This window comes from Xanthomarina sp. F1114 (assembly GCF_026410255.1).
Lineage (GTDB): Bacteria > Bacteroidota > Bacteroidia > Flavobacteriales > Flavobacteriaceae > Xanthomarina.
Map to the genome: position 1 here is coordinate 1 of NZ_JAPMLL010000012.1, position 13,834 is coordinate 13,834.

The following is a 13,834-nucleotide window of genomic DNA, read 5'->3' on the forward strand; positions in this document are numbered from 1 at the left end:
TTTTTTTTTGGTGTTATTAAAATACTCTGTAAGTGCTACTTCTAAAAAAGAAAATTCATATTCCTGACACTTTTATTCCAAATCTTTAAAAAAAATAAAAAATAGGGGTAACAAAAAAGAACCTGAATTTATATAAGGGTGAATAACAATTTAAAAACCTATTTAATTATGAAAACTACGAATCTATTTCATCCTAATTCAAACATTTTGAATACGGTGAGCAAAACCTTAAAAACACTTTTGGGAACTACTCTTATGGCTAGTTTAGTATTGACAAGTTGTAGTCCAAACGAAGAGATTGACTATGTACCAGCTCAAGCTCCAGAAAGACCTACAGCTCAAGATTTTTCAAATATTAGAAATCAGGCTCTAGATAATATTACCCAAAACTTCCAATTTAATGCAGACGATGGGTTTATAACCCTAACCTCTAATCATGGTGTTAGTATCTCTATTGATGGAAACTGCTTAACTAAAAATGGCAATGCTGTAACTGGAATGGTTGACTTAGAATATGTGGAGATTTTTGAAAAAGGTAATATGATTACCACTAATAAACCTACCATGGGGATTATGCCAAACGGCGATAAAGCTTTATTGCTAACCGGTGGAGAATTCTTTTTAGAAGCTACCCAAGACGGAGTTGCACTAGAAACAAATTGTAGCATGCAATTAGATGTTCCTACAGCATTAACCGGAGGTGCAGATAACGCAATGATTCTTTGGTATGGCAATTTAGACGAAGACGGAAATCTTGCCTGGGAAGAAGCTGAAAATGATACTGGTGCTGAAGGACAAAATGGTGTTTTTACACAAAACACTACTTATTATGTCATGTTTGATCAATTTGGCTGGACTAATATTGACAGATTTTACAACGACCCAAGACCAAAAACAACAATTAACGTTAGCGTTCCAACTGGATATAATAACCTTAATAGTGCAATTTACTTATCTTATGACGGTGAAGAATCTGGGCTAGCTCAACTTGACACATACGATCCACTTACAGGAAAATTTAGTGAACACTACGGACAAATTCCTATTGGATTAGAATGTCATCTAGTTTTTGCAACAGAAGAAGATGGAAATTGGAGATTTGCTGTAAAGCCAGTTACCATTGCTGAAGATGGATCTACAATATTTACCTTATCTGAGACTTCTATAGCTACAGAGAACGAGCTGATACTACAAATTAATAATCTGCCTTAATTTAACCTTGAAAAAAGCGATGGTTGTAGAGACCATCGCTTTTTGTATTTTAGCAAGGACCTAATTATTAAAAATCATGAGAAAATCATTTACTTTTATACTTTTTTGCTGTTGTTTTCAATGGCTTTTTGCACAAAATACACCTTCTCAAGATTCAATTTCTCGTGTTGCAACTATTAAAAATCAGGAAGAAGGAACAACTATCCAGTTTTTTCCAGAAACTCCAGCTTTAGAACAAATTGCTGGAGCACCTAAAGCCTTCTACTCCTATTATTGGGAATTTGATGATGGTAGCTTTAGTAAAGAAGAAAACCCAAAACACAGCTATAAAACCCCCGGTAATTACGAAGTAAAACTATGGGCTACCAATAATTATGATACTGGCAAACCTCCAAGTTCCAGGCCAAAAAAAATTACGGTTAGTAAAACAGATGCATCTTTAAAAGATGAAGCTTCAATGACCGAAGATTTCTCACTTCAACGGAATAGAGAACCTATGCCAGAAGAAGATATGGTATTAATTGTAAGCTATAAGAACTATTTAAACTACACCGCAAACGGAAAACTATATCTGTTTTATAATGAACAAAAATATAAAGCAGACAACTTTAATATTGAAGATATTAGAACCTATCACAATGAGAAACATTTGGCTAAAACCGATTTTGTTTATACTAACAATATCGACAACTCTGAATACACATTATTGGCTTCGGCAGAAAATGAGCTTTTAAATCTAAAAACCAAACCCCAAGATTCTACTATAAAAACCAACCTTCCTTTAACCTTAGAAGCTTCAAAAGCCTATTATAGAAATTATGAGCAGTTCGAGTTTAATAATATGGAACCTAATGAGGAACGGAATTTGTTTTTCACCTTAAAAACACCACCAGAAATGCTAAAAGATACTAGCGCCATAATTTCTGTTAGAGGAGTTTACGTGCCCGATGCTAATTTTGACAACCACAAAGTGAAAGACATGGAAATGGAGATTGTAACCTCTCACGATCCTAACAAAATGTCTAGTAACAGTACCTTTATGAATTATAGATTGGTACGCCATAAAACCTTGAAATATAAAATTAAATTTCAAAATAATGGTGAAGGACCTGCACGAACTATTAGGCTAGAAACTGACATTCCAGATATGCTGGACAAATCGACCATTGAGGTTACAGATATGTATCCAAAATGTGAAATATGTCCAAAAGAAGAAGTTCAATATAGCTGTTTGGATACTACCTTTACAGATACTCAAGCTATTTTTACTTTTAAAAACATCTATTTACCTGGCAGTGAACAGAAAAATGTAAAAGTCTACGATTCTACCAAAGGTTTCGTTACCTACAACATAAAATTTGCCAAAGATTTTCACAAGCAAAAAACCAAAAGCCGCACAGCCATCATTTTTGACAAAAACGAACCTATTATTACAAATTATTCAACCACTAGATTTGTTCCAGGAATTTCTATTGGGGCCAAAGTGGGATATAATATGTTTTCAGACTTAATAAATTCTGAAAGTTACTTTCTAGGTGCTACCATTTCACCATATAAATCCTATCGTTGGTATTGGCAAGTTGAATTATTAAACAGTTTTCATTCGTACAACGACAAAACAAAAATTACCGATGAATTTGTTCGAGGCACTCAAGACCTTGAGTTTTTACAACGGACTACCACAAATTCCAGTTATAAAAATGTAGATTGGGAAATTCCGGTGCTTATGCGTTATAACCTTAACAACTATATTGGATTAGGTGCTGGGGTACAAGGTATGTTTACGCTAAGCGAAAAGCAAACACAGGATATTTTAATAGAACAATTTGAAGGCAATACAGACGACTATTTAATAAATAGTGCAGAAGCTAAAAATGAATACAAGGAAGCTTTTAGCAATTTTAGAGCTGGCTTATTGTTTGAGGTAACAGCCGGATTCGCACGTATTGGCCCAAGTATTGGTGCTCGGTATGTGCTTAATTTTAAAGACGATTATAACTATTTGCAATTGTATGCCATTTGGAAGTTCTAATCTGGAAAAAAACTATTTTGTATGAGTCTCTTATGAAAAGAAAACTCCTTCTATTGCTTTTTTGTATTGGAAATTTTGCTTTTTCGCAGAGTTTAGAAGAAACTATTTATTCTACTACCGAAAAATTTATCGCAAATAAAAGTTTACAAACCCTTGACGTTTTAAGTGAAAAGGAAATTGCTTTTAAAAATCAGATTACAACAAAAGACGAACAACTAGCTTTTGTCTTCTTGCTCTGCAACAAAGCTTTTTATTTAAAAGATTTAAATAGGTTTAATCCAGCCATAAAATCTTATGAAACCGCCTGGACATATTATAATGAAAATGAGCTTGCCAAAATTTCTGATTATGATATTATTGAATTTTGCTTAAAACCTCTAGGAAACCTATACACGAAAACCAACAATTATACAGATGCCGAAAATACCATAAAGCAGTATCTATCTATAGCAAAAAAAAGAGAAGACCAGACTCAATATATTGCTGGTATAATCAATCTGGCTGTACTTTATCAAACCCGAGGGATGCATCAATCGGTGGTAGATTTAATAAATAAAAACCTTGATATTTCAAAAATTGACCCTAAGCAACAAGACAAGTTAAACACACTTAAAGCTTCTAGTTTAATTGCTTTAAATAAACCAAAAAATTCCGATTTAGAAAACAACATTGTCTTTCACGACTCCAAAAACCAATACAACAGATACCAATTGGAATACGAGTTGGCTTTAAAAAGTGGCGATTATATGTCGGCTTTAAAGCATTTTAATAAGTCTTTATTGTTTCAGAAAAGTGACTCTCTTTCCAAAAGAGAAATCGCTAAAAATCATCTACAAAAAGGACAATTAGCATATTTACTTCAGGATTTTGAAAAAGCCAATACAAACTTACAACTTGCTTTACAGATTTTACTTCCTAATTTAAAAGGAGAATCTATTCCTGAGAAAACAACATTATACGCAGAAAATACGTTTATAGATATTTTTGATTTACTAGCCAGACTTCAAGTAAACCCTGAAAAAGCACTTAAATATTACAATTTAAGCTTTTATGTATCAGACTTATTAACTGAAAATCTCACATCTCAAGAGTCGAAAATTGCCAATCAAACAAATAATAGAAACAGATCTGAATACTGCATAGAACTACTTTTTAAAAGCTATCAAAAAAACTCAGACACAGCAATATTTACTTCTGCTTTAACTTATGCAGAAACATATAAAGCATCTATTTTAAAAGACGTTTTCAAGAAGAAATCCTTGCTACAACAACATCCAAAAGATAGTTTATTAATTAAAGAACAGAAACTACTTAAGCAACAAGAGCAGATTACAGATATACTAATAAAAACACAACTAGGTTATAAAACTTCAACAAACGACAGTCTTAACAAACAACTTTTAAACCTTAGTATTGACTTAAAAAAGCTTCATTCTTACATTGATGCCAAATATCCTCAAACTAAAAACCATCTGGATATTATAAAAATTCAAAAACAGCTTCAAGCAGACAAAGCAAATCTGGCTGTATATTTTTATGGGAAACACGCTATCTATCTGTTTATCATTTCAGAAAAAAACACAGAGTTCTTAAAAATAGAATTGACAGACAGTTTTAAAAACGACATAACTAGCTTTATTCATTTATTTGATACTCCTTCAGCAATCAACAATAATATTAAAGAGTATACAAGTCAAGCTTATAACTTGTACCAACTGCTGAAAGTAGAAAAAGTATCAAATTCTAAAAACCTTATTATTATTCCTGACGGTTTATTAAATTTTATTCCCTTTGAAGCTTTATTAACTAAAAACATTGAAAGCAGTAATTTTTCGAAAATGCCATTTTTGGTAAAACAACAAACTTTGGCCTACAACTCCAGTATTGAGTTTTATTTACAAGCAAAGACCGCATCAAAAACCACGAACCTTTTAGGTGTTTTTCCTGTGTTTGAAAACAGTAATCAAATGCTTCGCTATTCTGTAGATGAAGCTCAAGCTATAAAGGCTGAAACTCACGGAAATGTTTTAATGCATGCCGAAGCTAGCAAACAGAATTTTATTGATTCTGTTTCAAAATACGATATTTTGCACCTTTCTACACATGCTACAGGAGGCGACTTCGTAAACCCAGCAAGTTTAGCTTTTTATGATGAACCTATGCTGTTAAATGAATTATACAGTTTAAACATAAATCCAGAGCTGGTTGTTTTAAGTGCTTGTGAAACCGGAATTGGCAAACTACAAAAAGGTGAAGGTGCAATGAGTATTGCCCGAGGTTTTCAATATGCTGGCGCAAAAAACCTTTTGTATTCTTTATGGCAAATAAACGATGCCTCTACTGCCCGACTAATGACATTGTTTTATAAAAACTACCTAAAAACTAATTCAGCTTTTATAGCCAACAGACAATCTAAACTTAACTATCTAAATGATAAATCTATAAGTAATATAAAGAAGTCGCCTTACTATTGGAGTGCTTTTGTTTATTATGGAGAAGTAGTTCATGAAACTAGTTCGAAGTTATTTTTATATTATTCCCTTGGAGCATTAGCAGCATTAATTATTGTATTTTTATACTTTAGAAAAAAAAACGCACAATGACTACAATTGAAGATTTAAGTCTAAAGGATTTTCTTTTAGAAAAAGGATACACAAAAATTAAATTGAAACTTACCAAAACGAATCACTTTGAAATAAAAGCCACAATTAACGGTATTAAAGGTCTTTTTATTTTAGATACTGGCGCATCTAGTTCTTGTGTAGGATTTGATGCTGTTGAAACTTTTAAATTAAAAGCAAAAGATTCTGAAATAAAAGCTGCTGGAGCTGGAGCTGTAGATATGCTTACTCAAATTTCTAAAAAAAATAAAATTAAAATAGGGAAATGGAAAAAAGACAAGATAGCTCTTATTTTATTTAACTTAAGTCACGTAAATACAGCTTTACTTACCCATAATGCGCAACCTGTTGACGGTATTATTGGTGCTGACATTTTAAAAAAAGGAAAAGGTATTATTGATTACGACAAGAAGTACTTGTACCTTAAACTATAAGTTTCATTTTTTATTTATTTTAATTTTGTTAAATTCAAGTTCTAATTAATTAATAACTCATGCAAGCTTCCATAATAATAGCAGACGATCATCCCTTAATATTAAAGGGTCTAAACGACTTTTTATTGGAGAAAGAATACAATGTATTGGCAAGTGCTGTTAATGGCAAAGAAGCTTTTGAGCTTATAAAAAATCACAAACCAGAAATTGCTATTTTAGATATACAAATGCCTTTTCTTACAGGCTTAGAGATTGCCGAACAGTGTAAAGAGCTTAACTACGCCACAAAAATTATACTTATTACTTTTGAAAAAGATGAAGCTATCTATAAACAGGCCAAATCTTTAAACATTTATGGCTATGTTTTAAAAGAATTTGCTTTAGCCGAAATTGAACATTGTATTGATGCAGTAACAAAAGACATCCCTTATTTTAGCGAAGAATTGCTTTCCTACTTGGAGGTTGAGGAAGCTCCAGAAGAAATTGACTCTCTTACGCCAACAGAAATAGATGTTTTAAAACATATTTCTGATAATAAGACGGCAAAAGAGATTGGGGAGTTAATGTTTATTTCTTTTAGAACAGTAGAAAAGCATAAAAGTAATATTAACAAAAAACTGAATCTAGCTCCTACAAAATACAGCTTATTGTTTTGGGCAAAAGAGAATAAGAACCATTTAAAGTGAAATATACGTAGTACTACGTATTGTTTGACGTGCTAATAATTGCGATATTTGTTTTGCTATTAATTAGTTCTTAGGGAGAATTATGAAAGCTCTAAATAGTTTTAAATTATTTAGGGCTTTCTTCATTTATACACTTTTCTTATAACTTGGCTATAACCGGAATTTAAATTTAATTATTGACAAGCTATTATTTTCAAACCAATAAATGGCTTAAAAATCTTTATAAACACAGCTAATTAGCACAAAATACATATTTAAAGCACGTAAATAGATTCCTTATAATTAGTAAATAATCTGTCCAAATAGAAAAATACGTATTAATACGTATAGGTTAACTAGCTAATAATTCCGATATTTGACTAGCTATTAATCAATTATCTTTTAAGGGAAAACCTATAATAACTCTGTGTAACATGAAACACAGGGTTATATTTCCTTTAAAAATTTAAAGTGCACCTAAATCTAAAATTTTTAAACCATGGACAACGAATCCGAAACTGTCAATAAAGTTTTTATCATTGGGCTGGTTATTATTGTTGTAACCGTAATTTCAATGAACGTACTTGTTAACTTCATTTAATTTTTTTAATAAAAAAAAGCGTAACTAAAATTATAATTACGCCTTTTCTATACACTAATATATTAAGAACTTATAGTTCTAAAGCCCTTTTAACATCGTTATTCATTAATAATTCTGTTGGATTTTCTAAAGCTTCTTTTACTGCAACTAAAAACCCTACTGATTCTTTACCGTCAATAATTCTATGGTCGTAAGATAAAGCCACAAACATAATTGGTCTAATCTCCACTTTTCCATCTACAGCTACTGGACGCTCTACAATATTATGCATTCCTAAAATACCACTTTGTGGAGGGTTAATAATTGGAGTAGATAACATACTTCCAAAAACTCCCCCATTAGAAATAGTAAAGGTTCCACCTGTCATTTCATCTACAGTAATCTGACCGTCTCTAGCGCGAATAGCTAAACGTTTTACTTCAGATTCAACTCCTCTAAAGCTTAAGTTTTCGGTGTTTCTCATTACTGGTACCATTAATCCTTTTGGTCCAGAAACCGCAATTGAAATATCTACAAAATCGTAAGAAATCATTTCGTTTCCATCTATCATTGAGTTTACTGCAGGATACATTTTTAAAGCTCGAACAACAGCTAAAGTAAAGAAAGACATAAATCCTAAACCTACACCGTGCTTGTTTTTAAAAGTTTCTTTATACTCGTTACGCAAAGCAAAGATTGGTGACATATCAACTTCGTTAAACGTAGTTAACATAGCAGATGTATTTTTAGCTTCTACTAAACGTTCTGCCACTTTACGACGTAACATAGACATTCTACTTCTGGAAGATCCTCTGTTCCCTCCTGTAGGCGTTCCCATAGAAGGTACGGCTTGCACAGCATCTTCTTTAGTAACACGGCCATCTTTTCCAGTTCCAGAGATACTTGAAGCTTCGATACCTTTTTCTGCTAAAATCTTTTTAGCAGCAGGACTTGCTGTTCCAGTTGCATAGGTTTTAGCTTCTGCAGCTGGTTTTTCTTCTTTTTTAGGAGCCTCTTCCTTTTTAGAAGCCTCCTCTTTTGCTTCTTTCTTAGCAGGAGCAGAATCTCCTTCTGGCTTAGAAGCACTTGTATCAATTAAACAAACAACAGCTCCAACCGCAACAGCATCACCTTCTTCAGCTTTAAGTGTAATAATTCCACTAGCTTCAGCTGGTAATTCTAATGTAGCTTTGTCGCTATCTACCTCAGCAATAGCTTGGTCTTTCTCTATATAATCTCCATCTTGCACTAACCAAGTTGCTATTTCTACTTCTGTAATTGACTCTCCTGGTGAAGGAACTTTCATTTCTAAAATCATAATTATAATTTTATTTGTAATCTATTTGCTTACGTTGTTTTTGTTCTATTTCTTTTGTCCTATGGTATCCAATAATTTAAAGCTTAGGACACGTCTTTAAATTGTGTATTGCACTAGTTTTTTTTGTTGAATTAACTGAACATAATATTCTGCTTTTAAATTACAAAAAAATTATTTTCAATTTTTTATAATTGCATCATACAATCAACTTCTATTTTTTACTAAATCTCCTTTAATAGGGAGATAATCTTGTTTTAATTCTTCGTTAACATAAATCCTGTTAAAAAACAGTTTCCCACCTGTAGCAATATTCATATTTCCGGTATTCTGTAAACTCAAATGTAAATGAGGTTCACTAGATTTTCCAGAATTCCCACTTTGAGCTAATAAGGTTCCTTCTCTTACAAACAGCCCTTCTCTAACTACAATAGATTGGTGTTTTAAATGGGCTAATACAATATATTCCTGATTTGCTGTTTCTAAAATAATTGTATTTCCAGTAACCTGTTCTGTATTTAATTCTCCCGGAATATTATCTTCTATTCCTGTTATAACTTCTACTACAGTAGCATCACAAGGCGCTAAAATATCTTTTCCAAAAGCGTAATAATCTTCATTTATTTTTCCGTCTTGAGTATGAGTTACACCTTCTTTCATTATTACGAAATCGTAGGCATACTTATGCTTTTCATTAGTATGATGAGAATTTTCTTTTTTTGAAACTCCTCCCCACAACACAAACCATTCCTCGTTAAAAGGTAATGTCATTTTTGTAATATTCCTTTCTAGAACAGTTAAACCATCTGGCTTATGATACGTTAGTTCAAAACTACTAAATCTATTATATTGATCTAATTGAATCTCTAAATCTCTAAGTTCCGAACCAAATGTTATTTTATAAAGTTCGGATTGATCAATTTGTTTTCTGAATTCAATTTTATCAATAGGTCCTAATTCTCTATGTAAATTATTAAAAAATGTTCTCGTTTTTCCTAAAGATGACGTTCTTTTCACCTTATAATTATACATATAATAAATGGCATCAAAATTAACGTCGTTATAATACGCTTCAAATTGAGCAACCACCTTTTTATACTTATCTTTTTCTTGCGAAAAAGACGTTATGGTAACAAATAGTAATAGAAAAACAAGCAATCTCTTATTCATTTAACGCTGATTGTTTTTAGATTTATCAAAAACATAGTCTATAACTTCCTTATGACGTTTCTTAGAACGTACAGAACTTCCTGCTGCTGGAGCACCATAAGGTCTTCTTGACGCTACTCTAAACGTTTTAACCTCGTCAACATGCATTAACATATGACTGTAAGCCCCCATATTTCTTGGTTCTTCTTGAGCCCAAACAATATCGTCCGCATTTTTATATTTCTTTAAAATAGCTTGAATATCGTCCATAGGTAATGGGAATAACTGCTCTATTCTTACTAAAGCAACATCGTCTCTTTCTAGTTTTCCTCGTTCTTCAAGTAAATCGTAATAGAATTTACCTGTTACAAACACTAGGGTTTTAACTTTATCTGCTTTAGCTTTCTCGTCGTCAATAAGCATTTTAAATTCACCGTTTGCAAATTCATCAACAGTAGAAACAACTAATGGGTGACGCAACAAACTCTTTGGAGTAAAGACAATTAAAGGTTTTCTAAATTTAGTTTTTACTTGTCTTCTTAATAAATGAAACATGTTAGCAGGCGTTGTACAGTCTGCCACAAACATATTGTCCTTAGCACAAAGTTGTAAATAACGCTCCATTCTACCCGATGAATGTTCTGCTCCCTGACCTTCGTAACCATGAGGTAATAATAAGACTAAACCATTTTGGATTTTCCATTTATCTTCGGCAGCCGAAATATATTGGTCAATCATTATTTGCGCTCCATTACTAAAGTCTCCAAATTGTGCTTCCCAGATAGTTAAGGTTTTTGGGCTTGCCATAGCATATCCATAATCAAAACCTACCACACCGTATTCAGAAAGTAAGGAGTTGTAGATATAGAATTTCCCTTGTTTATCGCTAATAGAGTTATGCAGTACAATCTCTTCTTCACTATCTTCAACTTTTACCACCGCATGTCTATGAGAGAATGTTCCTCTTTCTACATCTTGTCCAGACATTCTAACATCGAATCCTTCTTCTAAAATAGATCCATATGCCAAATGTTCTGCCATAGCCCAATCTAACTTATTGTCGTTAAACATTGTCTGTCTAGATTCGACTAAACGAGATATTTTACGAATAAACTTTTTATCTTCAGGTAAAGATGAAAGTGCTTTTGTAATTTTTTCTAAACCTGCTTTTGGATAAGTAGTATCTACAGGTTTTAACATTTTATCTTCGTCTACTGTAATATAGTTCTCCCATTCATTTTGCATAAACGGGGTAATTTCTGTTTTTTCAATTTTTCGAGAATCTTCTAAGTTCTCTTCTAGTTTATCTTTATAATCTTTTTCTAACTTTTCTACATATGCTTTATCAATAATACCTTCTGCTATTAATTTTTCAGCATAAATATCTCTTGGGTTACTATGTTTAGAAATAGCTTTATAAAGTTTTGGTTGTGTAAAACGAGGCTCATCTCCCTCATTATGTCCATATTTTCTATAACCTAATAAGTCTATAAATACATCACGCTTAAATTTCATTCTAAAATGAAGTGCAAATAACATGGCGTGTACTACAGCTTCGGCATCGTCTGCATTAACATGTAAAACAGGCGACAGAGTTACTTTTGCAATATCTGTACAGTAAGTACTTGATCTGGCATCTAGATAATTGGTTGTAAAACCTATTTGGTTGTTAACTACCACGTGAATGGTTCCATTGGTTTTATAGCCATCCAACTGCGCCATTTGAATAATCTCGTAAACCAAGCCTTGTCCAGCAATAGCTGCATCTCCATGCACAATTATTGGCAATACTTGCGACGGATTATCGGCGTATTTATCATCTTGTTTTGCTCTTGCTATTCCTTCCACCAGAGCACCAACAGTCTCTAAGTGCGACGGATTAGGAGCAATATTTAAGTTTATTTTTTTACCAGCATTTGTAATTCTATCGCTGGTCCAACCTAAATGGTATTTAACATCTCCATCAAAAACTTCTTGTTCGTAATCTTTTCCATCAAACTCACTAAAGATATCTTTAGCAGATTTTCCAAAAATATTTGTTAAAGTACTTAAACGCCCTCTATGAGCCATTCCCATAACAAACTCTTTGACATCGTTCTCGGCTGCATTTTCAATTAAAGCGTCTAAAGCTGGAATTAAAGATTCTCCTCCCTCTAAAGAGAAACGCTTCTGACCTACATATTTTGTATGTAAGAAGTTTTCAAAAGAAACGGCCTCGTTTAGTTTTTTAAGGATGTATTTTTTTTGATCAGCACTAAAGTTTGGCTGATTATCGTTGATATTAAGCTTATTCTGAATCCATTGTATTTCTTCAGGCTTTCTTATATACATATACTCCGTACCAATAGAACTGCAATAAATTTTTTCCAGGTGCGTAATAATGTCCTTTAGCGTATTGGAACCAATACCTATAACTTCTCCTGCGCTAAATACAGTGTTTAAATCGTCTTTAGACAAACCAAAATTTTCTATAGCCAATGTAGGCGAGTATTGCCTACGATCTCTTACAGGGTTTGTTCTGGTAAACAAATGTCCTCGAGTTCTATATCCATCTATAAGCTGTATAACTTGAAACTCTTTTGTTAGGCTTTCCGAAACATGTTCGCAAGAAATTGGCTCTACCGATTGATCGATATGGCCAGAAGACTCGCTTCCAAAATCGAAACCTTGGAAAAAAGCTCTCCAACTAGGCTCTATGGAATCTGGGTTTTGTAAATATTGGTCGTATAATTCAGCGAAGTAAGCTGTATGTGCGGCATTTAAAAAGGAATACTTGTCCATATAAAATGAAAAACTAAAACGTTTAAACTAAATTTATACAAAAGTACAACATTTAGTAAAATTAGGGATGCTTTTATTACTTTTATACGCTAGTAAGTATAACAAATTTCACAAAATGAAAAATCTAAAGTCTTTTTACAGAAATTATACCATTTTTATAATTGTGTTTTGCCTATTTTCTGCACAAATGATGGCCCAAGAAAACACGTATAATCAAAAAAGTGATTTTTGGAACCATGTGCGTTTTGGAGGAGGTATTGGTTTAAGTTTTGGAAATGAATTTTTTAGCGGAACTTTAGCTCCAAGTGCTATTTATCAATTTAATGACCAATTTGCATTAGGACTTGCTCTTAGCGGAACTTATAACTCGCAGAAATATTATTATAAATCCACTATTCTTGGAGGAAGTATTATAGTGCTTTTTAATCCCATTAACGAAATTCAAATCTCTGCCGAGTTTGAAGAAAACAACGTGAATATTAATTGGGATAACAGATTAGGATTTGCAAACGAAAACTATTGGTATCCTTCTCTCTTTCTAGGTGCTGGTTACCGTACAAGATATGTAACCATTGGAATTAGGTACGATGTTTTATACGACAATAAAAAAAGTACTTATGCTGATCCATGGATGCCTTTTATACGCATATACTTTTAACAGATATAATTGTTAGATAGAAAAGTTTAACTGTATTGGTTTTTAAACCATACTTTTTGCCATTCTCTTTGAAGTAATAAAAAAGTAACTTGTTCGGATAGCACAAGCATATCGCTACCATCTAACTGTTTTACCTTGTATTCTGGCACATCTATAATATATAGAAGGTTTAAGTAATCCATAAACTTTTCCTGAATTAACTTATAAATTGTTTCATGCAACATAAGTTTTAAACTAGACGGCAAAATATCTTCGTTAAAACTTAGATCTATATTAGCATACAAAAAATCCTTGTTTAGCTGCTGTACTAATTTCTTATACAAATCCTCCTTAATAGAATGATCTAATATTTCTTGAGTTGTTTGAAGTTGCTTCATGTATTAATCA

10 protein-coding genes are annotated in these 13,834 nt (G+C 32.3%); 6 read left to right on the forward strand and 4 right to left on the reverse strand.

Annotated features, from left to right (window positions below; translation table 11 throughout):
• Positions 1–168: 168 nt before the first annotated feature.
• From OS188_RS10755 to OS188_RS10775, 5 genes are all read left to right on the forward strand, one after another.
• A complete protein-coding gene (locus OS188_RS10755) occupies positions 169–1,212 on the forward strand; it encodes a hypothetical protein (RefSeq protein ID WP_267148846.1) in 1,044 nt (347 codons plus the stop codon).
• A 76-nt stretch (positions 1,213–1,288) separates the two neighbouring features.
• Complete coding sequence (locus OS188_RS10760; RefSeq protein ID WP_267148847.1) at positions 1,289–3,244, forward strand: PKD domain-containing protein; 1,956 nt, start codon at positions 1,289–1,291, stop codon at positions 3,242–3,244.
• 32 nt (positions 3,245–3,276) lie between these two features.
• On the forward strand, positions 3,277–5,847 hold the full coding sequence (locus OS188_RS10765; protein WP_267148848.1) for a CHAT domain-containing protein: 2,571 nt from the start codon (positions 3,277–3,279) through the stop codon (positions 5,845–5,847).
• Positions 5,844–6,299: a retropepsin-like aspartic protease gene (locus tag OS188_RS10770; RefSeq protein ID WP_267148849.1), complete on the forward strand. Its 456-nt coding sequence runs from the start codon at positions 5,844–5,846 to the stop codon at positions 6,297–6,299. Before OS188_RS10765 ends, OS188_RS10770 begins: the two co-directional genes overlap by 4 nt.
• A 59-nt stretch (positions 6,300–6,358) precedes the next feature.
• Entirely contained in the window at positions 6,359–6,985 is a 627-nt protein-coding gene (locus OS188_RS10775; RefSeq protein ID WP_267148850.1) for a response regulator transcription factor, read from the forward strand.
• A gap of 650 nt (positions 6,986–7,635) precedes the next feature.
• On the opposite strand, the gene odhB is transcribed toward OS188_RS10775, so the two are convergent.
• The 3 genes from odhB to OS188_RS10790 all read right to left on the reverse strand — a co-directional run bounded on the left by odhB (position 7,636) and on the right by OS188_RS10790 (position 12,789).
• On the reverse strand, positions 7,636–8,862 hold the full coding sequence (gene odhB / locus OS188_RS10780) for a 2-oxoglutarate dehydrogenase complex dihydrolipoyllysine-residue succinyltransferase (RefSeq protein WP_267148851.1): 1,227 nt from the start codon (positions 8,860–8,862) through the stop codon (positions 7,636–7,638).
• 204 nt (positions 8,863–9,066) lie between these two features.
• Positions 9,067–10,029, reverse strand: coding sequence for a M23 family metallopeptidase (locus tag OS188_RS10785; protein ID WP_267148852.1), 963 nt, complete (start codon positions 10,027–10,029; stop codon positions 9,067–9,069).
• On the reverse strand, positions 10,030–12,789 hold the full coding sequence (locus OS188_RS10790; protein WP_267148853.1) for a 2-oxoglutarate dehydrogenase E1 component: 2,760 nt from the start codon (positions 12,787–12,789) through the stop codon (positions 10,030–10,032). It abuts the gene before it with no gap.
• A 115-nt stretch (positions 12,790–12,904) separates the two neighbouring features.
• Between OS188_RS10790 and OS188_RS10795 the strand changes: the two genes are divergently transcribed.
• Positions 12,905–13,447 (forward strand): alpha-ketoglutarate decarboxylase, encoded by a 543-nt coding sequence (locus OS188_RS10795; protein ID WP_267148854.1) that lies wholly within the window; start codon positions 12,905–12,907, stop codon positions 13,445–13,447.
• Positions 13,448–13,473: 26 nt separating this feature from the next.
• Here the strand turns inward: OS188_RS10795 and OS188_RS10800 are convergent, their stop codons facing one another.
• Complete coding sequence (locus OS188_RS10800) at positions 13,474–13,824, reverse strand: hypothetical protein (RefSeq protein WP_267148855.1); 351 nt, start codon at positions 13,822–13,824, stop codon at positions 13,474–13,476.
• Between the last annotated feature and the right edge of the window lie 10 nt (positions 13,825–13,834).

Bases quoted from the DNA above. Each gene is read 5' to 3' on its own strand.
- OS188_RS10755 (WP_267148846.1), top strand. From the start codon at position 169: ATGAAAACTACGAATCTATTTCATCCTAATTCAAACATTTTGAATACG.
- OS188_RS10785 (WP_267148852.1), bottom strand. From the start codon at position 10,029: ATGAATAAGAGATTGCTTGTTTTTCTATTACTATTTGTTACCATAACG.
- OS188_RS10790 (WP_267148853.1), bottom strand. From the start codon at position 12,789: ATGGACAAGTATTCCTTTTTAAATGCCGCACATACAGCTTACTTCGCT.
- odhB (WP_267148851.1), bottom strand. From the start codon at position 8,862: ATGATTTTAGAAATGAAAGTTCCTTCACCAGGAGAGTCAATTACAGAA.
- OS188_RS10765 (WP_267148848.1), top strand. From the start codon at position 3,277: ATGAAAAGAAAACTCCTTCTATTGCTTTTTTGTATTGGAAATTTTGCT.
- OS188_RS10775 (WP_267148850.1), top strand. From the start codon at position 6,359: ATGCAAGCTTCCATAATAATAGCAGACGATCATCCCTTAATATTAAAG.
- OS188_RS10800 (WP_267148855.1), bottom strand. From the start codon at position 13,824: ATGAAGCAACTTCAAACAACTCAAGAAATATTAGATCATTCTATTAAG.
- OS188_RS10795 (WP_267148854.1), top strand. From the start codon at position 12,905: ATGAAAAATCTAAAGTCTTTTTACAGAAATTATACCATTTTTATAATT.
- OS188_RS10760 (WP_267148847.1), top strand. From the start codon at position 1,289: ATGAGAAAATCATTTACTTTTATACTTTTTTGCTGTTGTTTTCAATGG.
- OS188_RS10770 (WP_267148849.1), top strand. From the start codon at position 5,844: ATGACTACAATTGAAGATTTAAGTCTAAAGGATTTTCTTTTAGAAAAA.